Origin of the sequence: Bradyrhizobium sp. AUGA SZCCT0182, assembly GCF_018130185.1 — a bacterium.
Lineage (GTDB): Bacteria > Pseudomonadota > Alphaproteobacteria > Rhizobiales > Xanthobacteraceae > Bradyrhizobium.
Genome location: NZ_JAFCLY010000009.1, coordinates 123,669 through 147,744, shown reverse-complemented (window position 1 = coordinate 147,744; position 24,076 = coordinate 123,669). Strand labels below are relative to the sequence as shown.

Here is a 24,076-nt window from a genome sequence, read left to right as displayed (position 1 = left end):
TTCGGAGCCAAGTCCGTTCCGAACCGATTTCCTTCCGGCTGCGACAAAGCCAGACGGCGAACCATTGCCATCGGTCCGCCTATCAATCAATGCTGCGCCGGCAACCCTCGCCGGTGCGGTCCGGGACCTTGGACTGCCAGAGCCATGCCGCATGCGACTTTTTCGCAAGCCTCTTCCATCGCCATCAGTCCGTCACCTTTTCGCGCACTTTTCGTTCGTTACGAGGCGGTCGTCCGCCCAAGGAGCTCCATCATGATCGGTTTGGTTCGCGCCACAGTCGTTTGCGCCACGCTGGCGCTTGGCCTGGTCGCAGCGCAGGCAGCAGATAAAGCCTTCAAACGCGACGACCTTGCCGATTCCGCGGTCAAGCTGGAGGCCCAGATCAAGAGCGAGGCCGGGCCGGTTTCCAAATCCAGCGCGACGCTGCGGACCGATGCGGATACCGCCTTCAAGCGTGCCGACTTCCGAACCGGCCTGCAAATCCTCGGACAGATCGCGGGCACCACGCCCGAAGACAGTGCCAACTGGCTCAAACTCGCCAAGACCATCTTCCAGATCCGTTCCGCAAGTTCGAGCGAACAGACCTTCCTGCTCGAGCGCGCCTCGACCGCGGCCTACATCGCCTATCAGCGCGCCGGCAACGCCGCCGAGGAAGCCGATGCGCTGGCTGTGCTGGGCCGGGCGATGTCCGACCGCAAGCTCTGGCGCCCGGCGCTGGATGCGCTGCGGCTGTCGCTGGACATGCGCGAGGTCGCCGAGGTGCGCGGCCAATATGAGAAGATGCGCGACCAACACGGTTTTCGTCTTTTGGATTACACCGTGGACTCCGACGGCGCGTCACCGCGGGCGTGCTTCCAGTTCTCTGAAGATCTGGCAAAACGGGTCGATTTTGCGCCGTTTCTGGCGCTGGCCGGCACCGACAAGCCGGCGCTGTCGGCCGAAGGCAAGCAGCTTTGCGTCGACGGCCTGAAGCACGGCGAGCGCTACAACATCAATCTGCGTGCCGGCCTGCCGTCCACGGTCAAGGAAACCCTGCCGAAATCGGCCGAATTCAACATCTATGTCCGCGACCGCAAGCCGTTCGTGCGCTTTACCGGCCGCGCCTATGTGCTGCCGCGTACCGGCCAGCGCGGCATCCCGCTGGTCAGCGTCAATACGCCTGCGGTGAACGTCAACGTGTTCCGGATCGGCGACCGTAACCTGATTAATACTGTGATCGACAGCGACTTCCAGAAGACGCTGTCGACCTACCAGCTCGGCGATCTCGGCGACGAGAAGGGCGTCAAGGTCTGGACCGGCGAACTCGCCACCGCCACCACGCTCAACCAGGACGTCATTACCGCTTTCCCGGTTGACCAGGCGCTCGGCGACCTGCAGCCGGGGGTCTATGTGATGACGGCGTCAGCCAAAGGCCCCGGCAGCGATGATGACGGCCGGCTGGCGACGCAGTGGTTCATCGTCTCCGACATGGGCCTGTCGGCGTTTTCAGGCAATGACGGTATTTACGTCTTCGTAAATTCGCTGGCATCCACCGAGGCGGTCGGCAAGGCCGAGGTGCGGCTGATCGCGCGCAACAACGAGATCCTGGCGACCCGCAAGACCGACGATTCCGGCCACGTGCTGTTCGAGGCTGGATTGGCGCGCGGCGAGGGCGGGCTGTCGCCGGCCTTGTTGACGGTCATGAGCGAAAAGTCGGACTACGCTTTCCTCAGCCTCAAAACCAACGCGTTCGACCTCACCGACCGCGGCGTGTCCGGTCGGGTGGTGCCGGCGGGCGCCGATGCCTTCGTCTATGCCGAGCGCGGCGTCTACCGCTCCACCGAAACGGTCTACTTGACCGCGCTGCTGCGCGACGGGCAGGGCAACGCCATGGCCGGCGGGCCGCTCACCCTCGTCATCGAGCGTCCGGATGGCGTCGAATTCCGCCGTGCCGTGCTACCCGATCAGGGCGCGGGCGGCCGCAGCATGGTGGTGCCGCTCAATTCCGCGGTCCCGACCGGGACCTGGCGGGTACGCGCCTTCACGGACCCCAAGGGATCGGCGGTCGGCGAGACCACCTTCATGGTCGAGGACTACATCCCCGAGCGGATCGAATTCAACATCTCCAGCAAGGAGAAAATGATCAAAGCTGAAGTTCCAGTTGAACTTAAGGTCGATGGCCGTTTCCTTTACGGTGCGCCGGCTTCCGGCCTGCAGCTCGAAGGCGACATGCTGGTCACCTCGGCAGCCTCCGGGCGGCCGGGCTATCCCGGCTACCAGTTCGGCGTCGCCGACGAGGAGACCGCCAGCAACGAGCGTACCCCGATCGAGAACCTGCCGGAGGCCGACGCCAACGGCGTGGCGACGTTCCCGGTCTCGCTGGCCAAGGCGCCAACTTCGACCCGCCCGCAGGAGGCGCAAATCTTCGTCCGGATGGTGGAGGCCGGTGGCCGCGCCGTCGAGCGCAAGCTGGTACTCCCCGTGGCGCCTGCCACGCCCCTGATCGGCATCAAGCCGCTGTTTGGCGACAAGAGCGTCGCCGAGGGCGACAAGGCCGAATTCGACGTGGTGTTCGTCGCTCCCGATGGCAAGCAATTGCCGCGCGATGGCTTGCGTTACGAGCTCCTGAAGATGGAATCCCGCTACCAGTGGTACCGGCAGAACTCGTCCTGGGAGTATGAGCCGGTCAAATCGACCAGCCGCGTCGCCGATGGCGACCTGACTCTGTCAGCCGACAAGGCGGCGCGGGTGTCGCTGGCGCCGCAGCCCGGCCGCTATCGCCTCGACGTCAAATCATCAGAGGCGGACGGGCCGGTCACCTCGGTCCAGTTCGACGTCGGCTGGTATTCGGACGGCAGCGCCGACACCCCCGATCTCCTCGAAACCTCGATCGACAAGCCGGAATATGCGTCCGGCGATACCATGGTGGTGTCGGTCAACGCCCGCACGGCCGGCAAGCTGACCATCAACGTCCTGGGCGACCGCCTGCTCACCACCCAGACCGTGGACGTCAAGGAAGGTACCCAGCAGGTCAAGCTATCAGTCGGCAAGGATTGGGGTACCGGCGCCTATGTGCTGGCGACGTTGCGCCGTCCGCTCGACGCCGCGGCGCTGCGGATGCCCGGACGGGCCATCGGCCTGAAATGGTTCGGCATCGACAAGAAGGCCCGCACGCTGCAGGTGGCGCTCTCGCCGCCGCCGCTGGTCCGCCCCGGCACCGCGCTGAAGATTCCGGTCAAACTCGGCGGGCTCAACCCCGGCGAAGACGCCAAGATCGTGGTCGCCGCGGTGGATGTCGGCATTCTCAACCTGACCAATTACAAGCCGCCGGCGCCGGATGATTTCTATCTCGGCCAACGCCGCCTCACGTCCGAGATCCGCGACCTCTATGGGCAATTGATCGACGGCATGCAGGGTACCCGCGGCCAGCTCAAGACCGGCGGTGACGGTGCCGGCGCCGAGCTGCAGGGCAGCCCGCCCACCCAGAAACCGCTCGCGCTTTATTCCGGCATCGTCACGGTCGGCCCTGACGGGTCCGCCGAGATCAGCTTCGACATTCCGGAGTTCGCCGGCACCGCGCGTGTCATGGCGGTGGCCTGGAGTGCGACAAGGCTTGGCCGCGCCACCATCGACGTCACCGTGCGCGATCCCGTGGTGCTGACCGCAACATTGCCGCGCTTCCTGCTCAATGGCGACCGCGGCACCATGAGCTTTGATCTCGACAACGTTGAAGGTGCACCCGGCGACTATACGATTAACGTCAAAACGACGGGGCCCGTAAAGGTAACCGGCAATGCCGCGACGACTGTGAAACTCGCCGCCAAGCAGCGGACCTCGATGTCGTTGGCGATCGACGCCGGCGGCGCCGGCACCGCCAATCTCGACGTCGATATCAAGGGGCCGAACGGCCTGGCGCTGGCGCGGCACTATGCGCTCGACGTCAAGGCGGCGACGCAGGTCCTGGCGCGCCGCTCGATCCGCACCCTGGCCAAGGGCGAGAGCCTGACGCTGACCTCGGACATGTTTACCGACCTGGTGTCGGGAACGGGCAGCGTGTCGCTCTCCGTCAGCCTGTCCACCGCACTCGATGCGGCGACCATCCTGAAGGCGCTGGATCGCTATCCGCACGGCTGTTCCGAACAGATCACCAGCCGCGCGATGCCGCTGCTCTACGTCAACGACCTTGCGGCAGGCGCCCATCTGGCGATGGACACCGCGGTCGATCAGCGCATCAAGGACGCGATCGAGCGGCTGCTGGCACGTCAGGGCTCGAACGGCTCGTTCGGCCTTTGGTCGGCGGGCGGCGACGATGCCTGGCTCGACGCCTATGTGACTGACTTCCTGACCCGCGCCCGTGAAAAGGGCTTTGCGGTGCCGGATGTGCTGTTCAAGAGCGCGCTCGACCGCATCCGCAACTCGGTGGTCAACGCCAACGAGCCCGAAAAGGACGGCGGCCGCGATCTGGCCTACGGCCTCTACGTGCTGGCACGCAATGGCGCCGCCCCGATCGGCGACCTGCGCTACCTCGCCGACACCAAGCTGAGCAATCTGGCGACGCCGATTGCGAAGTCGCAATTGGCGGCGGCGCTGGCGTTGGTCGGCGACAAGGCGAGGGCGGAACGCGTCTACGGCGCTGCGCTCGATGCACTGGCGCCGAAGCCCGTGATCGAGTTCGGCCGGGTCGACTATGGCAGCGCTTTACGCGATGCCGCAGCTTTGGTCTCGCTCGCCAGCGAAGGCAATGCCCCGCGGGCGACGCTGACGCAGGCGGTGCAGCGGGTCGAAGTGGCGCGGGGACTGACGCCCTACACCTCGACGCAGGAAAACGCCTGGCTGGTGTTGGCCTCGCGCGCGCTGTCGAAGGAGACGATGGTGCTCGATATCGATGGTTCGCCGATCAAGACGGCGGCTTATCGCAGCTACAAGGCGGAGCAGATGGCAGGCAGGCCGGTCAAGATCACCAACACCGGCGATGCACCGGTGCAGGCGGTGGTGTCGGTCTCGGGTTCGCCGGTCACGCCGGAGCCGGCCGCCTCGAACGGCTTCAAGATCGAGCGCAATTACTTCACGATCGACGGCAAGCCCGCCGATATCAGCAAGGCCAAGCAGAACGATCGTTTCGCCGTGGTGCTGAAGATCACCGAGGCCAAGCCGGAATACGGGCACATCATGGTATCCGACTATCTCCCGGCCGGCCTCGAGATCGACAATCCGCGGCTGGTTTCATCTGGCGACAAGAACACGCTGGACTGGATCGAGGACGGTGAGGAGCCGGAGAATACCGAGTTCCGCGATGACCGCTTCACCGCGGCCATCGATCGCGCGAGCGACGATACGGCGGTGTTCACCGTCGCCTATGTCGTGCGCGCGGTTTCCCCCGGCAAATACGTGTTGCCGCAGGCCTATGTCGAGGACATGTACAATCCCTCGCGCTATGGCCGCACCGGCACCGGCACCGTGGAGGTGCGTCCGGCCAAATGAGTGCGCCCGCGAACCAGCAGAAGTCGTCATGCCCGGGCAAAGGCGCGAAGCGCGTCTTCGCGCACATGTCCCGGGCATCCACGACTTTTGTTGATACAAAGCAAGACGTGGATGGCCGGGACAAGCCCGGCCATGACGGTGCTGGAAAGCGACGCATCATTCGCTTCGCGGCAGCAATGGCTGTCGTACTTCTCGCCATCTCCGGCGCGTTCGCCGGCTGGGTTGCCTCGCTCGGCCCGCTGCCGCTGGAGCAGGCGCGCAAGGTCTCGACCTCGATCGTCGACCGCAACGGCAAATTGCTGCGGGCCTATGCGATGGCCGACGGCCGCTGGCGGCTGCCGGTCGATGCCAAAACCGGCGTCGATCCTGGCTACCTCAAGCTGCTGCTGGCGTACGAAGATCGCCGCTTCCACTCGCATCGCGGCGTCGATCCGCTGGCGCTCGGCCGTGCCGCACTTCAGCTGATGACGCGCGGCCACATCGTCTCCGGTGGTTCGACGATTACGATGCAATTGGCGCGGCTGATGGAGCCGCGGCGGGAGCGCTCGGTCTACGCCAAGCTGCGCCAGATGGTGCGCGCGATCCAGATCGAGCGGCAATTGAACAAGGATCAGATCCTCGATCTCTATCTGGCGCTGGCGCCGTTCGGCGGCAATCTGGAGGGCGTGCGCGCCGCTTCGATCGCCTATTTCGGCAAGGAGCCGAAGCGGCTCTCGCTGGCGGAAGCGGCGCTCTTGGTGGCGCTGCCGCAATCGCCGGAGACCCGCCGCCTCGACCGCCATCCCGAGGTCGCCCGCGCCGCGCGCGATCGCGTGCTCGAACGCATGGTGAATGAGCAGCGCGTAACCGAAGAGGATTCGGTTCAGGCCAAGGCCGTCTCCGTGCCGCGGCTGCGCAAGCCGATGCCGATACTGGCGCCGCATTCCTCCGACCAGTCGATGGCGACGGTGAAGGATACGCCGGTCATCAAGCTGACGCTGGATGCAGGCCTGCAGAAGACCCTTGAAGCGCTGGCGCGCGACCGCGCGATTGCGCAGGGGCCGAACATTTCGGTAGCGATGATCGCGGTCGACAATGAAAGCGGCGACGTGCTGGCGCGGGTCGGCTCGTCGGATTATTTCGACGAGCGGCGCGCCGGGCAGGTCGACATGACCCGCGCGGTGCGCTCGCCGGGATCGACGCTAAAGCCCTTCATCTACGGTCTCGCCTTCGAAGACGGCTTTGTGCATCCGGAGAGCCTGATCGACGATCGTCCGATCCGGTTCGGCTCCTACGCGCCTGAAAACTTCGACATGACGTTTCAGGGCACGGTGCCCGTGCGCAAGGCGCTGCAACTGTCCCTGAACGTGCCGGCGATCGCGCTGCTCGACCGCGTCGGCTCAAGCCGGCTGTCATCGCGGCTGAAGCAGGCCGGCGGCAATCTGGTGCTGCCGAAAGACGAAGCGCCGGGCCTTGCCATGGGCCTCGGCGGCGTCGGCGTTACCCTGCAGGATCTGGCGCAACTCTATGCGGGGCTGGCGCGGCTCGGCACCACAAAGCCCTTGCGCGAAATAATGATCGCCAAGGACGAGCGCGACCCGATGCGGCTGATGGATCAGGCCGCGGCCTGGCAGGTCGGCAACGTCCTGATCGGCACGCCGCCGCCGGAAAACGGCGTGCACAACCGGATCGCCTTCAAGACCGGCACCAGCTACGGCTATCGCGACGCCTGGTCGGTCGGTTTCGACGGCCGCATCACCATCGGCGTATGGGTCGGGCGTCCCGACGGCGCGCCGGTGGCCGGGCTGGTCGGCCGTACCGCCGCCGCGCCGATCCTGTTCGACGCCTTCGCGCGCACCGGAAAAACCTTTGCGCCATTGCCGAAACCGCCCAAGGGCGCGCTGATCGCTGGTAACGCCAAGCTTCCGGTGCCGCTGCGGCGCTTCCGCCCCATTGGCGAACTGGTCCGCACCGGCAGCGATCAGGCGCCGCGCATCCAGTTTCCGTTGAACGGTTCACGGATCGACGTCGACCGTTCCAACGACGGGCAATTCTCGGCGATGCCGGTCAAGGTCGCCGGCGGCGTGCTGCCGCTGACCATGCTGGTGAACGGTATCGCGGTCGGCGAGATCGGCAGCCGGCGTCAACGCCTGGTCGAGCCGCCCGGACCGGGCTTTGCACGCCTCACGGTCATCGACGCGACCGGCGCCGCCGACACCGTGGTGATCCGGGTGCAATAAACAGGTACAATTTGACCGATCAGGGGGCCGGGAACACCGCCGGATAGCGGGAACTGCGGTGTTGTTTGCAGTGCGGTTTCATCGTATGCGAACAAGATGGTTGAAACCGTGCAACCCCGGCGATTTGGAGCAGGCCAACAGTCTGTGAAACCTGCGAATTCCAGCCGCAGGCTGCTCGCCGCGTTTGACTTCGCCACAGCCAGCCATTTCCGCGCGATCATCTTCCTGACGCTGTGCGCCATCGTGCTTTTCGTGCCCGGTTTCTTCTCGATTCCGGCCATCGACCGCGACGAGGCGCGGTTTGCGCAGGCGACCAAGCAGATGGTCGAAAGCGACGAATACGTTGACATCCGCTTTCAGGATGACGTCCGCTACAAGAAGCCCGTCGGCATTTACTGGATGCAGGCCGCCGTGGTCGAAACCGCCTCGAAGCTCGGCCTGCCGCGGGCGGAATTGCGCATCTGGCTCTATCGCCTTCCCTCGCTTATTGGCGCGATCGGCGCGGTCCTGCTGACCTATTGGACGGCGCTCGCCTTCGTGACCCGGAGCGGCGCCGCGCTGGCGGCGTTGATGATGTGCAGCTGCGTCTTGCTTGGCGCCGAAGCGCGGCTCGCCAAGACCGATGCGATGCTGCTGCTGTCAGTCACCGCCGCGATGGGGGCGATGGCGCGGGTCTACCTGTCCTGGCAGCGCGGCGAGGATCCGGCGCGGCCGCCGTGGAGTTCGCCCGCGATTTTCTGGACCGCGCTGGCCGGCGGCATCCTGCTCAAGGGCCCGCTGATCCTGATGTTCGTGGGATTGACCATCGCGGCGCTGGCGATCCTCGACCGCTCGGCGGTCTGGCTGTGGCGCATGCGCCCGGTCTGGGGCCTGATGTGGACGCTGGTGCTGGTGCTGCCGTGGTTCGTCGCGATTTTCTGGCGCGCGGGCGATGCGTTCTTCACCAATTCGCTCGGCGGCGACATGCTGAGCAAGCTCGCCGCACAGGAGTCCCATGGCGCGCCGCCCGGCCTGTATCTGCTGCTGTTCTGGGTCACGTTCTGGCCCGGTGCGCCGCTGGCGGGGATGGCGGCTCCGGCGGTATGGCGGGCCCGGCGCGAGCCCGGCGCGCAGTATCTGCTGGCCTGGCTGGTGCCGTCGTGGATCGTGTTCGAGCTGGTGATGACCAAGCTTCCGCACTACGTGCTGCCGCTCTATCCGGCCGTCGCCATCCTGACCGTCGGCGCTCTCGAGCGCCGCGTGTTGTCGCGCTCCTGGCTGAGGCGCGGCGCGGCCTGGTGGTTTGCGATCCCCGCGATTACGGCCGTGATCGCGATTGTCGCGGCGATCAAGCTGACGCATCAGCCGGTCTTTCCGGCCTGGCCGGTGCTGGCGGCGGCGATGATCTTCGGCCTGATCGCCTGGTGGCTGTTCGAGGAAAGCCGCGCCGAGCGCTCGCTGTTGCATGCCGTGATTGCAGCGATGTGCCTGGCAATCGCCGTCTATGGCATCGTGTTACCGTCGCTGACGACGCTGTTTCCAAGCGCAGGCATCGCGCGCGCGCTGCGCAACGTCGTCTGCGTCGGGCCGAAGGCCGCGGCTGCCGGCTTCCATGAGCCCAGTCTCGTCTTCATGACCGGAACCAGTACGCTGTTGACCGACGGATCGGGCGCTGCCGATTTCCTGGGGCAGGGCACCTGCCGCTTTGCGTTGGTGGAATCGCGCTCGGAGCGCGGTTTTGTCCAGCGCGCCGAAGCAATCGGGCTGCGCTATAACGTGGCGACGCGTGTCGAGGGTTATAACATCTCGCAGGGCAAGGCGGTTTCAATCGCAATCTTCCGCTCCGAAGGCACAGAATAAGATGCCAGCGCCGACCGTCATCGCCGAATCCCAAAACTATCTTTCGCGCTTTGTGGTGCTGGGGTGGCGCTCGCTGACCCAGCTCGCGCGGACGCCGTCGCACTCGCGGCGGGCCGAGGCGGGCCGCCGGGCGGCGCGTCACGCGTTGCTGCTGTCGGCCGGCCTTGGCGCCGCCATCATCGCGTTGATGTTCGTGCTCGATGCCTGGGAGATCGGCCAGATGCCGAAGCGGGGTACGCCCTCGCTGTGGTGGATGCGCATTGTCACCGATTTCGGCAAGGATGAATATGTGCTGGCGGCGCTGGGCGCGCTGTTGATCTTGGTTGCGATAGCAGCACCCGCGTTCAGGGGCATTCAGCGCTCGCTGTTGCTCGGTCTCGGCACGCGTTTACAGTTTTTGTTCTGCGCGGTGATGGTGTCCGCGCTGATTACCGAAGTGATAAAATGGAGCGTCGGACGCGGCCGGCCGTTTGTCGGCGGCGAAGGCAATGTGTTCCATTTCTCGCACTTTGCGGGAACGGGGGCCTATTCAAGCTTCCCCTCGGGCCATGCGACCTGCGCTTTCGCGCTGGCCTTTGCCGTGTCGGCGTTGTGGCCGCAGGCGCGGACCACGATGCTCGTCTATGCCCTCGTCATCTGTGCAACCCGTCTGGTGTTGCTGGCCCATCATCCCAGCGACGTGGTCGCAGGCGCGCTGGTCGGCACGATCGGCGCGATGTTCGTGCGCTACTGGTTCGCAGCGCGGCGGCTCGGCTTTGCGATCCACCGCGACGGCACAATTCTGCCGCTGGTAGGGCCTTCCTCGGGACGCCTCAAAAGGGTTGCCCGGGGCGCATTCGCCCCATAAAAGCGGACGCCGCGCAGGCCTGACGGAACCGGTTCCGGTTCAGGTCCGTGTAAGCCGATCCAACCCCAGCCCAACCGATGAGTGCCGATTTGCCTTCTTCCGACCAAGCCGCGGTCGCCGTTTCCATCGTTGTGCCCGTGCGCAACGAGGCCGACAACGTCGCGCCGCTGATTACGGAAATCACGGCCGTGCTGGATGGCCGCTGGGCCTATGAGATCATCTATGTCAATGACGGCTCGACCGATGCCACCGCCGAGCGGCTCAAAGCGCTGATGAAGGTGCACGGCAATCTCCGGCAGCTCCGGCATGAAAAATCCTCCGGACAATCGGCGGCGGTGCGCAGCGGCGTTCGTGCGGCGCGCGGCGCCATTGTGGCGACGCTCGACGGCGACGGACAGAACAATCCGGCGTTTCTGCCGGATCTGATTTCGGCGGTCGAGAGCGGCGGCGGCCGCATCGGCCTTGCCGCGGGCCAGCGGGTCGGACGCAAGGACACCGGTTTCAAGAAAATGCAATCGCGGATCGCCAATGCCGTGCGCAACGGGATTTTGCGCGACGGCACCCGCGACACCGGGTGTGGGCTGAAGGCCTTTCCGCGCGAGGTATTCCTGTCGATGCCTTATTTCGACGGGCTGCATCGTTTCCTGCCGGCGCTGGTGCGCCGTGAAGGTTTTGGCATTGCTTACGTCGATGTGATCGACCGCCCGCGCCATTCCGGCGTATCAAATTACGGCTTCTTTGACCGGCTATGGATCGGGATCATGGATCTGGCCGGCGTCTGGTGGTTGATCCGCCGCAAGAAGTCGACGCCCATTGCGACCGAGGTGACCTGATGCTGATTCAATACGGGCAGGCGCTCGGCGATTACCTTTACGACGTCTTCGTCGCCAAGTTCGATTTCTGGCTGGCGTTCGGCCTGGTCGCGCAATTGCTGTTCACCGCGCGCTTCCTGGTGCAGTGGATCTCGAGCGAGCGCGCCGGGCAGAGCGTGGTGCCGATGGCGTTCTGGTTTTTCTCGATGGGCGGCGGGATGATGACGCTGGTCTACGGCATCGCCAAACGCGAACCCGTCATCATCCTCGGCCAGTCAATGGCCACCATCATCTACATCCGAAACATCATGCTGATCGTGAAGAGCCGCGCCAGCGCGTCGAGGACGCTGGATCGCTAACCGCTGCGTCCCGCGGCCGGTGCGGGCAGCGCCGCCATGTCGCTTTCGCTAGAGCGATAGGCCGCCAGTTCACCGGCGGCATCGAGCACGGGGTAGGCGACCGAGCAGATATGGGAGTGAATCCGCCGGAGATCGCGCAGCACGTCGAGGTGCAGCGAGGTGGTCTCGATGGTCTCGGGCCGCCCCTCGCGCAGCCGGTCGAGATGCCGCTCGGTGGCGGCGAGTTCGGCGTTGCGCAGCGCCGCCTTCTCGGCCAGCAGCTTGCGGGCCTCATTGACGTCGCCGGACATGAAGACGCCGAACGCGATCCGCAGCGAATCCATCGTGCGCTTGTGGAAGGCCGAGAGCTCTTCGGCGCCCTCGGCCGAGAACTGGAACCGGCGCTTGATCTTCTTGGTCGCAAGCTCGCTCAGATTCTTGTCGATAATGTCGCCGATATGTTCGAGGTTGATGGCGAAGGAGACGATCTCCATCGCCCGCTGTCCCTCGCGCTCGTCGAGACTGCCGCGGGTGAGCTTGGTGACATAGAGCTTGATCGCCTCGTCGAGGCTGTCGACGCTGTTGTCCATCTGCGAGACTTGGTCGACCAGCGCCCGGTCGTTGGTCATCATCGCCGCCATCACCTTGCGCAGCATGACCTCGACATGGTCGCCCATATGCAGCGTTTCACGCGCGGCGTCCGCCAGCGCCAAAGAAGGGGTCTCCAGCGCGCTCTCGTCGAGATAGCGCGGCCGCAGCGGGTCGGTCTCCCGGACGCGCGTCGGCAGCAGTTTTTTCAGCAGCCGCGCGATGCCGTCGAGCAGGCCGATAAAAAGCAGCGCCATCACGACGTTGAACGCGATGTGGAATTGCGCCGTGGCCTTGGCGGGGTCCGGCTGCCACGATTGCAGCAGATCCGCGATCGGGTTCAGGAACGGCGCCACCAGTGCGATGCCGATCACCCGGTTGGCAAGATTCCCCAGCGGCAGGCGGTAGCTGGCGGGGTTGTCGCGGCGGGCGCCTTCGACAATCGGGTTGATCGCGCTGCCGAGGTTGGCGCCGAGCACCAGCGCCAATGCCGCCACCGGCGTAATGAAATGCGCAAATGCCAGCGACATCACCAGCAGCACGCTGGCGACGCTGGAATGCACCACCCAGGTCACGACCGCACCGACGACGATGCAGAGCACGGGGTCGCCGGTGATGGCGTTCATGAACACGCGCATACCCGGCGCGTTTTCGGCCGGCGCCAGCGTGTCGAGCAGGATGTGCAGCGCCAGCAGCATCAGTCCAAGCCCGATCGAGACGCGGCCGATATCCTTGATGCGCGAGCGCGGTCCGGTGCGGAACGCCACCAGACCGATGATGAACAGGACGGGGGCTACGGCGGCGATTTTGAACGACAGGATCTGCACGATCAGCGTGGTGCCGACATTGGCGCCGAGCATGATGGCAAGCGCCGGCACCAGGCTGACCAGGCCTTCCGACGTGAACGAGCTTGTGATCAGCGCCGTCGCGGTGCTGCTCTGGAGCAGCGCCGTCAGACCGAGGCCGGCCGCAAAGGCGGTGAAGCGGTTGTTGAGCCCCTTCGCCAGCAATTGACGCAGGTCAGGGCCGAACGCGCGCAGGATGCCGCTATGGACCATGTGCAGGCCCCACAGCAGCAGCGCAACGCCACCCATCAGGTCGAGAAGAACGACAGTTCCCATGCGAATAGTTTCCCGCAGCGCGAGTCGAAAGTTCAGGCTATCGCCAAAAGGCCGCGGATCAACCCTTTAATTTGCCGAAAATTGCTGACGTGGCCGCAGGCAGAGAACGTGCCGGCAGGAGCCAAAGGCAGCAATCGATCGCGCGAGCGCGTCAGCACAAGCGCAGGGTAAGCGGAGCTGGAAAACAACCGCTACATTTCGATTACATTGCGATCGGTTCCGCTAGGCCAATTCCAACAATTCTTCTGTAAACGAGAGACACCAATTTTCTCGATCAGGGCCAGGGGCAAAGATGTTAGCGAATCGCCGCAGAAGCGAACGTCGTGTGTGCAGAAACTTTGCGAAGATACAGTTTGGGACCGGCGGGTTGCCGCGCGACTGCATGATCACGGACGTGTCGGACGGCGGAGTGAAGATTATCGCCGAATATCCGGAGATTCCCCCCGAGTTCACCGTGATTTTCTCGACCGGTCAGCGGCCGCGCCAGTGCAAGCTCGCATGGCGGATCGGCTGCGAACTCGGCGCGCAATTCGTCGACTAGTACAGGCACGCGGCAAGGCCGGGATCAGAGCCCGGCCCGTGCCCGCGTGGCCGATGCTAAACAGGCCATTGCGGCCGCCCATTACCGTAAAGACGGCCTGCTTAACTCGAATTTAGGGTTAAGCTGTGAGCATTCTGGACAGTCGCCGACGCGGGTCCAGTAAATGTTCCAAAAATTGTTCCAACCATCTGAATTCGCGCGACTTCTTGCGTGTACATCATCCGCGGCGATTCTCGCACTTGGGCTTAGCGGCTGTCAGACCGCGGTGACGTCGTCGGATGTCACGGGCTCGCTCGGTGAGAAAGCCGAAACCAGCCGCGCCGCCGACCCGCGCCGCGACGTTGAGATTTTCGAGGCGCGCTATCGCGCCAACCCGAAGGATGCCGACGCGGCCCTGCAGTACGGCAAAGCGTTGCGCGCCACCGGACAGAAGTCGCAGGCGGTTGCGGTGCTGGAGCAGGCGACCATCGCCCATTCCAGCAACAAGGCGCTGCTCGCCGGCTACGGCCGGGCGCTCGCCGACAATGGCAATTTCCAGCAGGCCTTCGACGTGCTCGGCCGCGCCCACACCCCGGACAATCCGGATTGGCGGATACTCTCCGCGCAAGGTGCGGTGCTCGACCAGCTCGGCCGCTACGAGGAAGCGCGGCAGTATTATTCGAGCGCGCTGAGGATCACGCCCGACCAGCCGTCGGTGCTGTCCAATCTTGGCCTGTCTTACGTGCTTTCAAAAGACCTGCCGAAGGCGGAGGAGACCTTGCGCCGCGCCCATAGCCGTGCGGGCAATGACGCGCGCGTGCGGGCAAATCTGGCGCTGGTGGTCGGCCTGCGGGGCAACATGGCCGAGGCTGAGAAGATCGCGAAGGCCGACCTTCCGCCCGAGGAAGCGGCCGCCAACGTCGCGCAGTTGAAGCTCATGCTGTCGCGCAAGGAGAATGCGCGCGCCGAGATGGGCGGCAAGATGCCGGGCGCTGCGTCCGGGCGCTCGAATTGACCGCGGGCGAACGGGCGGAGGCGTGAGCCCGCCCCGTTGCCCGCCGCGCCTTAGCGGCTGCCGCCGGCGCGCAGCTTGTTGATGATCGGCATGATCGGCGCCAGCAGCGAACCGCGTGATCGCTTGGTCACGGCGTGACCTGTCAGGCGTTGCGCCATCTGCAGGAACATCGTGGTGGTGCGATGACCGGCGGAGATTTGCTGGATCATCTGGCCGTTATTGGCTGCCGTGCCGAACATCTTTGAATCGAACGGGATGGTCGCGATGGGCTGGCCCTCGATCGCCTTGGCGAATTCGCGCGGCGTGATTTCCGGGCGCTTGTGCATCCCGACCTGGTTGAGACAATAGAGCGGCGGCCGGTCGTTCGGCCGGGCTGCCTTGAGCACGTTCAGCATGTTCTTGGCGTTGCGCATGTTGGCGAGATCAGGCTCGGCAACGATCAGAATATCGTCCGCGCCGACCAGCGCGCGCTTGGTCCACGCCGACCATTGATGCGGGACATCGAGCACGATGCAGGGGGTGGTCATGCGTAGCGTATCGAAGATCGCATCGAAGGCGTCCGCACCGAAATCGTAGACCTGTTCGAGCGTCGCAGGGGCTGCCAGCAGACTGAGACGCTCGGAGCATTTCGCGAGCAGGCGCTCCATCAGCGCGCTGTCGGGCCGATCCTGCTGGAACAGCGCGTTGGCGATGCCCTGTATCGGGTCCTGGTTGTAGTCGAGGCCGGCGGTGCCGAACGCCAGATCGAGGTCGATCACGACGGAATCCAGCGCCAGGTCGCGTGCGATGGCCCAGGCCACATTGTGCGCCACCGTGGATGAACCGACGCCGCCCTTGGCGCCGACGACAGCAACCATCCGGCCGACCGCGACGGCTTCGGACGCGGAAAACAGGCTGCAGATCGCGCGCACCACATCGAGGGTTTCGACCGGCCCGACCACGTAGTCGCTGACGCCGCGACGCACCAGTTCGCGATAGGGCGTGACATCACTGGCGCTGCCGATCACGACGACCCTTGTGCCGGCGTCGCAGACGGTGGCGAGTTCATCGAGACCGTCGAGCATGTCGCTGGAGCCTTCGGTTTCCAGCATGATCACGTTCGGCGTCGGGGCCTTGTGATAGGCATCGATGGCGGCGGCGATGCCGCCCATATGCACGGACAGGTGAACCTTGCTAAGGCGGCGGTCTTCGCTGGCCGACCGCACCGTTGTGGCGGTCGCGGCCGATGCGCAAAAGGCCTGCACCGATACGCGTGGCGCCGGCGAAATGTATTCATCGGCGGGCCGCGTAAGGTCGTGCTCTTGTTCGGAGTCTTTTCGGGACCGGCTGATCATTTACCTGTATCGCTCAGTTTGGCTTTGTCGGATTCGGGATAGGTGGTGGTGGTCGACACACCCTTGCGGTATTTTTCGAAGGCCGCGTTGCGCCGCATCGTGTAGGCGGGGGTTTCGGGCCGCGGCTGCTCGAGGTCCGCCGGGTTGTCGATCATTGCGGCGAGGTTGCGTTGGGTGGCGCAACCAAAATTGTGGTACGGCCGGTTTTCATTGTAACCGGTGTCGTAGATGTTGGGACCGAGGTCCTCCGGCCACAGGCCGCAGGGGCCGGCCACCGCGGAGATCTTAGGATAGATCAGCTTGATGGTCGGAAGCGTTTGTGGGCTATCCGGTTGGTAATGACGCAGCCTGATCGCGCTTGACGGCACGCCACCCGCGGTCAGCATCGAGCGGATTTCCTGGTACGTTGCCTCGGCCGCGCGGGCATTGGCGGTGTTGACCGGCACGTCGGCGATGATCGCGCCGGTGCCTTCGCGGGCCCAGGTCTGGGCCAGTCCCATGACGTCGTTGCGCTGCGGGGCCGAGAGGCCGCCGCGGGCATGCCCGACGAAAATGACGATCGAGCGGTTACCTTCCTGAACGGCGATCGGATGCCGCTGACGGTAATCGGTGGGAACGGTCGCGGTCACGATCTCGCCGGTCTGCTGGCAGGCCCCCAGCGCAGCGGACAGGCCGAGCAGCGCGCCGAGCAGTCGCCAGCTGTGACGGTGATCGACCTTCGTTTGGGTTGTCATCGTTCTGTCCTCATCCCCGTCCGTGGAGCCGTGTCGTCTCAGTCAATGATGAAGCCGAAATTGCCCTCATAGGCGCCGACCGGCCCGACGCGGGCGGCAAGGCCATAGATCCGGTTGATGCGGGCCAGCAGCGTCGATTGGGAATCGGACGCCGGTGCAAACCCGTCGTCGGGGCGCGACAATTCCTTCTGGGCAACCGCGCGGACCACATAGGGCGTGACGAGAACCATCAGTTCGGTCTCGTTGTTGACGAAGTCCTGGCTGCGGAAGAGGGCGCCCAGGATCGGGAGCTGGTTGACGCCTGGCAATCCGTTGACCGCCTGCTTGGTCTGCTGCTGGATCAGGCCGGCCATCGCCATCGAACCGCCTGAGGGGATTTCCAGCGTGGTCTCGGCGCGACGGGTCCTGATCGAGGGAATCGTCAGCGCAGCGCCGTTCTGGTTCAGGGTGATGGCATTTTCGGTCGACAGTTCCGAGACTTCGGTCATCACCCGCAGGCTGATCCGTCCTTCGCTCAGCACGACAGGCGTGAAGTTCAGCGAGATGCCGAATTTCTTGTACAGGATCTGCGTCGTACAGATGTGCGTGACCGGATCGCAGGAATAACCGGCGGGGATCGGAAATTCGCCGCCGGCGATGAAGGTCGCGGACTCGCCGGATATCGCCGTCAGGTTCGGCTCTGCCAGCGTGCGGACCACGCCGGCGGATTCCATCGCGCGCATGGTCGCGGTGACCGTCGGCAGGCCCTTGAGGATGCTCGAGGCGGCGAGGCCATTGTCAGACACCAGCGGACGGCCGTAGGCGGTGAAGGGATTGTTGTTGTTGAAGTTCACGACCGCGGTGCCGTAATTCATGCTCGCACTGAGATCGACGCCCATCTGCTTGATAATGTCGCGTCGCACTTCGGAAACGTTGACCTTCAACATCACCTGGTCGCGGCCGCGGACGGCGATGGAATTGACGACCTTGTCCGCGCTGCCGACCAGCCGCGCGGCGAGGTCGCCGGCCTGCTGGGCCTCGATCGGGCTCGATACCGAGCCGGTCAGGATGACGCCTTCACCGACGCCTTCGATATTGATCCCCGGCAGCGTTTGCCGGAGCGCCGCCCGCACACCGTTGAGGTCGCGCTTGACCGCGATGTCGTAGGAGCCGACCTGCTGGCCGTCGGCATCGAAGAACACCACGTTGGTCTGACCGACCGCAGCGCCGATGATGTAGGCGCGCTGAGCCGAACGAATGACGGCGTTGGCGATCTTGGGATCGGCGACAAGTACGTCCTTCACGTCGCGCGGCAGGTCCACCACCACGGACTTGCCGACGCCGAGGGAGAGGAAGCGTTCCTTGACCGGGCCGATGGCAGAAGTCGTCACCGGATCCTTGAGGGAATCCTTGGACAGCTCCCTGGCCAGCTCCTTGTCGAGCTCGGCCGCCACGACAGATGCCAACGGGCTGAGCGCCAGCGTGGCGATGGCCGAAAACAACAAGGCCCCGACCGCAGCCGTTCGCATCGCTGACTGATTACCCCCGAACTTCATTCCCCGCGTCCTTTCGGTCACTTCTGTGCCGTCGATTGGCTCGCAATGCCGTAGCGAACCACGTTGATGCTTGAGCCCCGCTTCGGGGCCTGGTCGTCGGATCCGATGAAACTGTTGCTGGAGCTCGAGGCCGGCCAGATCTGCCATTGCAGATCCTCGGGCTTCACCGACTGGCCAAGGCCGATGCCGGATTTGGCGATGAGAATCTCCGTGGTCGGCAGTTGCGCGACCGGCTCGGCAGCGGCGGGTTTCTCGTCCGATCCGCGCGCGAGATAGGCCGCAACGCCGCCCGCACTGAGCGCGTTGGCTAGAACTACGATACGAGCAGCATTCATACGCTTTACTGTCTACTCTTACGCTGGGCGCCATCATCCGCATGGCGTCGATGGCCGTCCCACCCGGCATGACTAACGGGGCAATGGTATAAGGGAACTTGAGGGGTGAATGATTTGCGGGCGAGAACGGCGGGATTCGCCGTCATGGTGAACGCGCGGTTAGTATCCGCGCCTGCAAGAATACGGGTTTCTACGGATAAGACCGTCGCGGCACGCGCCGCATCCGCCGCTGTGCAGCAGCGGATCGCGGAGATTGTTTGCAGAAATCGCGGCGCTGGTTGACGGCCTTCAACGCCGTGAAGCGCCGGTCAATATCGGCCTTGAGGTCATCGACATTCTCGAGCCCGATGTGAAGCCGCTGCGTCAGGGCGCCCGGTGCCGGGCGATAGCTGTCGCAGGGAATGACGAGGCTCGCACAGCCCAGCCGGGCTTTGGCGTCGCGGCCTCAGGTGCCAGTCTGGTTTCGGATTTTGAGGTCTGGACGGTCGGGCGTTCGAAAAACTCAGGCGTTCGCGCCATCAAAGACGTTTTGCCGCAGCCACGACAGATGGCCAAAACACCGCCGGCCGGCGGGGGCGGGGCCGGTTTAGTTACTCACAGAATACAGAAGTCGGCCGTCAACCCCTTGACCCGGCTCGCCAGTCGGATTGTGATACGGCACAACTACCAGTCGCCGCACGTTGAGGGGCCTGCCGCGACCTTCGATCCCTGTCCGACCGTATTGCGTGTCAAACTGTCGGGTCAGATTGGCGCTTTTTTGGGCGAGGGATCATCGGGTTGGCCCAACAGCGTTCGAGGATGACAAGCCCACGTTCCCGCACGACCCCTGAAAGGCCTTGCCCATGAAACGCGTATCCCTGGTTCTCACCCTTGCCGTTGCCGCCGGCCTTTCGGTCCAGGCCGCCTCGGCGCAAACCCTCAAAACGGTCAAGGACCGTGGCATGCTTTCCTGCGGCGTCAGCCAGGGATTGCCGGGGTTCTCGTCTCCGGACGACAAGGGCAACTGGACCGGGCTGGATGTTGATATTTGCCGAGCGATCGCAGCTGCGGTCTTCAACGATCCGAGCAAAATCAAGTTCGTGCCGCTGTCGGCCAAGGATCGCTTCACCGCGCTGCAGTCCGGCGAAATCGATGTGCTGTCGCGCAACACCACCTGGACGCTGTCGCGCGATACTTCGCTCGGCGCCAATTTCACCGGCGTGACCTATTATGACGGCCAGGGCTTCATGGTGAAGAAGGCGCTGAAGGTGAATTCCGCGCTGGAATTGAACAGCGCGTCGGTCTGCGTGCAGCAAGGCACCACCACCGAGCAAAATCTGGCCGACTACTTCAAGGGCAACAACATGAAGTACGAGGTGATCGCATTCGGCACCAACGACGAGGCCGTCAAGGCCTATGAGTCCGGACGCTGTGACGTCTTCACGACAGACGTGTCCGGCCTTTATGCCGATCGTTTGAAACTCGCGAACCCGGCCGATCATGTCGTGCTGCCGGAAGTGATTTCGAAAGAGCCGCTCGGCCCGATGGTGCGCCATGGCGACGACCAGTGGTTCGACATCGTGAAATGGACGCTTTACGCGATGATCACGGCGGAAGAGCTGGGCATTACCCAGAAGAACGCCGATGAGATGGCGAAATCGGACAAGCCGGAGATGAAGCGGGTATTCGGCACCGACGGCAATCTTGGCGAACAGCTCGGCCTGACCAAGGATTGGGTCTCGCGGATCGTGAAGGCGGTCGGCAATTACGGCGAGTCCTTCGAGCGCAACGTCGGCGCCGGCTCCAAGCTTGGAATCGCCCGCGGCATCAACGCGCTTTGGAGCAAGGGGGGTATCCAGTACGCGCCGCCGATTCGCTGATCGTCAGCGGAGGGCTGCGGCGATGGCCATCGAACCCCGAAAACCACCGTCGCAGTTGCTCCCAAAACTGCAGAGGGCGCTTGGTGGCAGCGCGGGCTGGAGCGGTTTTGTCATCCAGCTCGTGTTCGTCGCCGCACTGGCCTGGATCGCCTACGAGATCGTCGCCAATGCCCGCGCCAATCTGCAGGCGCAGCGGATCACCGCGGGCTTCGGCTTCATGGTCAACACGGCAGGTTTTGACGTCAGCCAGAACCTGATTGCGTATTCAGGGTCCGACAATTACATCCGCGTTTTCCTGGTCGGCCTGCTCAATACACTGCTGGTCTCGGTGATCGGAATCTTCTTCGCCACCGTGATTGGTTTCCTGGTGGCGCTCGGCCGCCTGTCGCCGAACTGGCTGCTGTCGCGCATCGCCGGCGGCTATGTCGAGCTGATCCGCAATCTGCCGCTGCTGTTCCAGATCCTGTTCTGGTATCTGGCGGTGCTGGCTGCGCTGCCCAATCCCAGGCAGAGCATCTCGGTGCTCGACACCTTCTTTCTCAGCAATCGCGGCTTGGTAATCCCCAAGCCGATCGGCGAGCCGGGTTTCGAACCGTTCGTCATCGCGTTGCTGATCGCGATCGTCGCTGCGATCGCGTTGTGGCGCTATTCCCGGCGTCTGCTGTTCCAGAGCGGCAAGGTGATCAAGGTCTGGCCCTATGCGCTGGGCCTGGTGATCGTTCTTCCGCTCCTTGCGACGCAAATCTTCGGCGCGCCCGTAAAGTTTGAAATACCGGCCCTGAAGGGCTTCAACTTTTCCGGTGGCTCACGGGTCATTCCGGAATTCGTCGCCCTGACATTGGCGTTGTCGACCTACACCGCCTCCTTCATCGCCGAAATCGTGCGCGCCGGTATCTTGTCCGTTCACAAGGGGCAGATGGAAGCCGGCTCCTCGCTTGGGCTGCAGCGTGGCTCGGTGCTGCGGCTGATCGTGATCCCGCAGGCCTTGCGCGTGATCCTGCCGCCGCTCACCAACCAGTATCTGAATTTGACCAAGAACTCCACGCTGGCGGTGGCGATCGGCTATCCTGATCTGGTCTCGGTGTTTGCCGGCACCACGCTGAGCCAGACCGGGCAGGCGATCGAAATCATCGGCATCACCATGGGCGTCTACCTCGTGATCTCGCTGGTCACGAGCGCGATCATGAGTTTCTACGGATGGCGTATCGGCCGGAGTATGGGGTGATGAGCGAGACCACACCATCCGTTTTCGTGCGCGGGGAACTCGTCGGCGAGCGTCCAGCACCGATCAAGACCACCGGATTTGTCGGCTTCCTGCGCACGCGGCTGTTCAATTCGCCGACCAACGTCCTGATCACGATCGTCAGCGCGTTGCTGCTCTGGTTCGTCGCCGTGCCCGCGCTGAGATTCGTGCTGATCGATGCGGTCTGGACCGGCAACGACCGCACCGCGTGTCTCGCCAAAAACGCCGGAGACGTGGTTGGCGCCTGCTGGCCGTTCATTCAGGCGAAAATCGGTCAGTTCATTTACGGCTTCTATCCGGAGCCGGAGCGCTGGCGGGTCAATCTGGTCTTCCTCATGGCCGCGATCCTGCTGCTGCCGCTGCTGATTCCCCGGGCGCCGGCCAAGGGCCTCAACGCCGGACTGTTCTTCATCGCATTGCCCGTCATCGCGTTCTTCCTGCTGCATGGCGGCGGATTGCGCGGCCTCGGTGTCAGCTGGACCGCCGGGCTTTTGTCGGGGTTCAACGACAGCATCGGCGACAGCGGGCGCAAGCTGGCCGCCGCGGGTGAGGCGACGGCGGTGATCGGACCGCTGCTTTGGCTGCTCGGTCAACTGATCGTGCTGCTCTCGACGATGGTTTCCTGGCTGCTGTTGCCGCTGACCTGGCTGCGCGACCAGGTCCAGGCTTTTGGCAGTCCGCTGTGGGCCGATTTCGCATTGACCACCATCATCGCCTGCGCCCTGGTGTTCTGGTTCGCTGGCGGCTTGCGCGCCGGCTCACGTCCTCTGATCACCTGCCTTGCGATCTTCGCTGGCATTGGCATCGTCATCGCGGTCATGGGACTGGACCGGGGTGGCTTGCCCGTTGTCGATACGCGGCTATGGGGCGGGTTGCTGGTCACACTGGTGGTAGCGGTCACCGGCATCGTCGCATCGATGCCGATCGGCGTTGCGCTCGCGCTCGGCCGGCGCTCGTCGATTCCGCTGATCCGGATTTTCTCGATCGCCTTCATCGAGTTCTGGCGCGGCGTTCCGCTGATCACGGTGCTGTTCTTCGCAACCTATATGTTGCCGCTGTTCGTTCCGGCGGGGTTCACCATCGACGGATTGGTGCGCGCCCTGATCGGGATCGCGCTGTTCACCGGCGCCTACCAGGCGGAAAACATCCGCGGCGGCCTGGCGGCGATCCCGCGCGGGCAGGGCGAGGCGGCAAGCGCGCTCGGCCTGTCCTGGGCCAAAACGACCGGGCTCATCGTGATGCCGCAGGCGTTGCGCCACGTCATCCCCAGCCTCGTCAACAGTTTCATCGGCCTGTTCAAGGACACCTCGCTGGTCTCGATCGTCGCGCTGTTCGATCTCCTGGGATCGTTGCGCGCGTCGTTTTCCGATCCAAACTGGTCGACGCCGACCACGTTGTTCACCGGCTTTGCGTTCACCGGGATCATCTACTTCATCTTCTGCTTTGGCATGTCGCGCTATTCGCTGTTCGTCGAGAACAGGCTGAACGCGCATCGCCGCAATTGAGTGAATGAGCATGAGCACAGATCAGATCGTTGGCATCAAGGCTCTCAACAAATGGTACGGGGACTTTCACGTCCTGCGTGACATCAACCTCGGTGTAGCCAAGGGAGAGCGCATCGTCATTTGCGGTCCCTCAGGCTCGGGCAAGTCGACGCTGATCCGCTGCATCAATGCGCTGGAGGAATTCCAGGAAGGCGAGATCGTCGTCGAGGGCATCGAACTTGGGCCCAATTTGCGGCGCGTCGACGAAGTCCGGCGCGAAGTCGGCATGGTGTTCCAGAGCTTCAACCTGTTTCCGCATTTGACCGTGCTGGAGAACTGCACGCTGGCGCCGATCTGGGTGCGCAATATCCCCAAGAAGGACGCCGAGGCGACCGCGATGAAATATCTGGAGCGGGTCAAGATCCCGCACCAGGCCAGCAAATATCCGGGGCAGATGTCTGGCGGTCAGCAGCAGCGCGTGGCGATCGCCCGCGCGCTGACCATGAACCCCAAGGTCATGCTGTTCGACGAGCCGACCTCGGCGCTCGATCCGGAAATGGTCAAGGAAGTGCTCGACACCATGGTCGATCTCGCCAATGAAGGCATGACCATGCTGGTCGTCACGCACGAAATGGGGTTCGCGCGCGAAGTCGCCAATCGCGTCGTGTTCATGGACGCAGGCCAGGTGATCGAATCCAACACGCCGGAAAACTTCTTCGCCAATCCGCAGCACGCGCGGACCAAGTTGTTCCTCAGCCAGATATTGCGGCATTAGCTTCGTCGGGTGGGCAAA

At 64.1% G+C, this 24,076-nt stretch carries 16 protein-coding genes and 2 pseudogenes; 12 read left to right on the top strand and 6 right to left on the bottom strand.

Going from position 1 to position 24,076, the window contains the following annotated elements:
* Window positions 1-252: 252 nt before the first annotated feature.
* From JQ611_RS12795 to JQ611_RS12770, 6 genes are all read left to right on the top strand, one after another.
* Window positions 253-5,460 (top strand): alpha-2-macroglobulin, encoded by a 5,208-nt coding sequence (locus JQ611_RS12795; protein WP_212465635.1) that lies wholly within the window; start codon window positions 253-255, stop codon window positions 5,458-5,460.
* Between the two features lie 65 nt (window positions 5,461-5,525).
* Complete coding sequence (gene pbpC, locus JQ611_RS12790) at window positions 5,526-7,679, top strand: penicillin-binding protein 1C (protein ID WP_212465670.1); 2,154 nt, start codon at window positions 5,526-5,528, stop codon at window positions 7,677-7,679.
* 96 nt (window positions 7,680-7,775) lie between these two features.
* Window positions 7,776-9,518, top strand: a complete 1,743-nt coding sequence (locus JQ611_RS12785) for a glycosyltransferase family 39 protein (protein ID WP_212465634.1) — start codon at window positions 7,776-7,778, stop codon at window positions 9,516-9,518.
* Between the two features lies 1 nt (window position 9,519).
* Window positions 9,520-10,365 carry a phosphatase PAP2 family protein gene (locus JQ611_RS12780; protein ID WP_212465633.1) on the top strand — a complete coding sequence of 282 codons (846 nt, stop codon included), beginning with the start codon at window positions 9,520-9,522 and terminating at the stop codon, window positions 10,363-10,365.
* An 89-nt stretch (window positions 10,366-10,454) separates the two neighbouring features.
* A complete protein-coding gene (locus JQ611_RS12775) occupies window positions 10,455-11,198 on the top strand; it encodes a glycosyltransferase family 2 protein (protein WP_409411266.1) in 744 nt (247 codons plus the stop codon).
* Window positions 11,198-11,536, top strand: a complete 339-nt coding sequence (locus JQ611_RS12770; protein WP_212261524.1) for a lipid-A-disaccharide synthase N-terminal domain-containing protein — start codon at window positions 11,198-11,200, stop codon at window positions 11,534-11,536. The genes JQ611_RS12775 and JQ611_RS12770 overlap by 1 nt, the downstream gene beginning before the upstream one ends.
* Here JQ611_RS12770 and JQ611_RS12765 read toward each other — a convergent pair.
* On the bottom strand, window positions 11,533-13,224 hold the full coding sequence (locus tag JQ611_RS12765; protein ID WP_212261521.1) for a Na/Pi cotransporter family protein: 1,692 nt from the start codon (window positions 13,222-13,224) through the stop codon (window positions 11,533-11,535). The two genes, JQ611_RS12770 and JQ611_RS12765, sit on opposite strands and share 4 nt — an antisense overlap.
* 292 nt (window positions 13,225-13,516) lie before the next feature.
* Between JQ611_RS12765 and JQ611_RS42705 the strand changes: the two genes are divergently transcribed.
* Together JQ611_RS42705 and JQ611_RS12755 are read left to right on the top strand one after the other, a co-directional pair.
* Entirely contained in the window at window positions 13,517-13,765 is a 249-nt protein-coding gene (locus tag JQ611_RS42705; RefSeq protein ID WP_192735824.1) for a PilZ domain-containing protein, read from the top strand.
* Between the two features lie 163 nt (window positions 13,766-13,928).
* A complete protein-coding gene (locus JQ611_RS12755) occupies window positions 13,929-14,759 on the top strand; it encodes a tetratricopeptide repeat protein (RefSeq protein ID WP_212465631.1) in 831 nt (276 codons plus the stop codon).
* Between the two features lie 50 nt (window positions 14,760-14,809).
* Here the strand turns inward: JQ611_RS12755 and JQ611_RS12750 are convergent, their stop codons facing one another.
* From JQ611_RS12750 to JQ611_RS42995, 5 genes and pseudogenes are all read right to left on the bottom strand, one after another.
* Entirely contained in the window at window positions 14,810-16,093 is a 1,284-nt protein-coding gene (locus JQ611_RS12750) for an AAA family ATPase (RefSeq protein WP_212465630.1), read from the bottom strand.
* Window positions 16,090-16,827 (bottom strand): CpaD family pilus assembly protein, encoded by a 738-nt coding sequence (locus JQ611_RS12745; protein WP_212465629.1) that lies wholly within the window; start codon window positions 16,825-16,827, stop codon window positions 16,090-16,092. Before JQ611_RS12745 ends, JQ611_RS12750 begins: the two co-directional genes overlap by 4 nt.
* A 38-nt stretch (window positions 16,828-16,865) precedes the next feature.
* Complete coding sequence (locus tag JQ611_RS12740; RefSeq protein ID WP_212261515.1) at window positions 16,866-18,362, bottom strand: type II and III secretion system protein family protein; 1,497 nt, start codon at window positions 18,360-18,362, stop codon at window positions 16,866-16,868.
* Window positions 18,363-18,451: 89 nt separating this feature from the next.
* Window positions 18,452-18,697: pseudogene (locus JQ611_RS12735) on the bottom strand (Flp pilus assembly protein CpaB); the annotation flags it as partial.
* Between the two features lie 283 nt (window positions 18,698-18,980).
* Window positions 18,981-19,118, bottom strand: a pseudogene (locus JQ611_RS42995) (cystathionine beta-lyase); the annotation flags it as partial.
* Window positions 19,119-19,539: 421 nt separating this feature from the next.
* Between JQ611_RS42995 and JQ611_RS12725 the strand changes: the two are divergent.
* Genes JQ611_RS12725 through JQ611_RS12710 form a run of 4 tightly spaced genes read left to right on the top strand, consistent with a single transcriptional unit; the run spans window position 19,540 to window position 24,058 of the window.
* Window positions 19,540-20,556 carry an amino acid ABC transporter substrate-binding protein gene (locus tag JQ611_RS12725; protein WP_212261510.1) on the top strand — a complete coding sequence of 339 codons (1,017 nt, stop codon included), beginning with the start codon at window positions 19,540-19,542 and terminating at the stop codon, window positions 20,554-20,556.
* Window positions 20,557-20,578: 22 nt separating this feature from the next.
* Window positions 20,579-21,781, top strand: coding sequence for an amino acid ABC transporter permease (locus JQ611_RS12720; RefSeq protein WP_212261507.1), 1,203 nt, complete (start codon window positions 20,579-20,581; stop codon window positions 21,779-21,781).
* The gene (locus JQ611_RS12715) at window positions 21,781-23,304 is read left to right on the top strand and encodes an amino acid ABC transporter permease (RefSeq protein WP_212261504.1); all 1,524 of its coding nucleotides are present in this window, start codon (window positions 21,781-21,783) and stop codon (window positions 23,302-23,304) included. Before JQ611_RS12720 ends, JQ611_RS12715 begins: the two co-directional genes overlap by 1 nt.
* A 10-nt stretch (window positions 23,305-23,314) precedes the next feature.
* Window positions 23,315-24,058, top strand: a complete 744-nt coding sequence (locus JQ611_RS12710) for an amino acid ABC transporter ATP-binding protein (protein ID WP_249133123.1) — start codon at window positions 23,315-23,317, stop codon at window positions 24,056-24,058.
* The last annotated feature ends 18 nt before the right edge of the window (window positions 24,059-24,076 follow it).

Bases quoted from the DNA above. Each gene is read 5' to 3' on its own strand.
- JQ611_RS12795 (WP_212465635.1), top strand. From the start codon at position 253: ATGATCGGTTTGGTTCGCGCCACAGTCGTTTGCGCCACGCTGGCGCTT.
- pbpC (WP_212465670.1), top strand. From the start codon at position 5,526: ATGTCCCGGGCATCCACGACTTTTGTTGATACAAAGCAAGACGTGGAT.
- JQ611_RS12785 (WP_212465634.1), top strand. From the start codon at position 7,776: ATGGTTGAAACCGTGCAACCCCGGCGATTTGGAGCAGGCCAACAGTCT.
- JQ611_RS12780 (WP_212465633.1), top strand. From the start codon at position 9,520: ATGCCAGCGCCGACCGTCATCGCCGAATCCCAAAACTATCTTTCGCGC.
- JQ611_RS12770 (WP_212261524.1), top strand. From the start codon at position 11,198: ATGCTGATTCAATACGGGCAGGCGCTCGGCGATTACCTTTACGACGTC.
- JQ611_RS12765 (WP_212261521.1), bottom strand. From the start codon at position 13,224: ATGGGAACTGTCGTTCTTCTCGACCTGATGGGTGGCGTTGCGCTGCTG.
- JQ611_RS42705 (WP_192735824.1), top strand. From the start codon at position 13,517: ATGTTAGCGAATCGCCGCAGAAGCGAACGTCGTGTGTGCAGAAACTTT.
- JQ611_RS12755 (WP_212465631.1), top strand. From the start codon at position 13,929: ATGTTCCAAAAATTGTTCCAACCATCTGAATTCGCGCGACTTCTTGCG.
- JQ611_RS12750 (WP_212465630.1), bottom strand. From the start codon at position 16,093: ATGATCAGCCGGTCCCGAAAAGACTCCGAACAAGAGCACGACCTTACG.
- JQ611_RS12745 (WP_212465629.1), bottom strand. From the start codon at position 16,827: ATGACAACCCAAACGAAGGTCGATCACCGTCACAGCTGGCGACTGCTC.
- JQ611_RS12740 (WP_212261515.1), bottom strand. From the start codon at position 18,362: ATGAAGTTCGGGGGTAATCAGTCAGCGATGCGAACGGCTGCGGTCGGG.
- JQ611_RS12725 (WP_212261510.1), top strand. From the start codon at position 19,540: ATGAAACGCGTATCCCTGGTTCTCACCCTTGCCGTTGCCGCCGGCCTT.
- JQ611_RS12720 (WP_212261507.1), top strand. From the start codon at position 20,579: ATGGCCATCGAACCCCGAAAACCACCGTCGCAGTTGCTCCCAAAACTG.
- JQ611_RS12715 (WP_212261504.1), top strand. From the start codon at position 21,781: ATGAGCGAGACCACACCATCCGTTTTCGTGCGCGGGGAACTCGTCGGC.
- JQ611_RS12710 (WP_249133123.1), top strand. From the start codon at position 23,315: ATGAGCACAGATCAGATCGTTGGCATCAAGGCTCTCAACAAATGGTAC.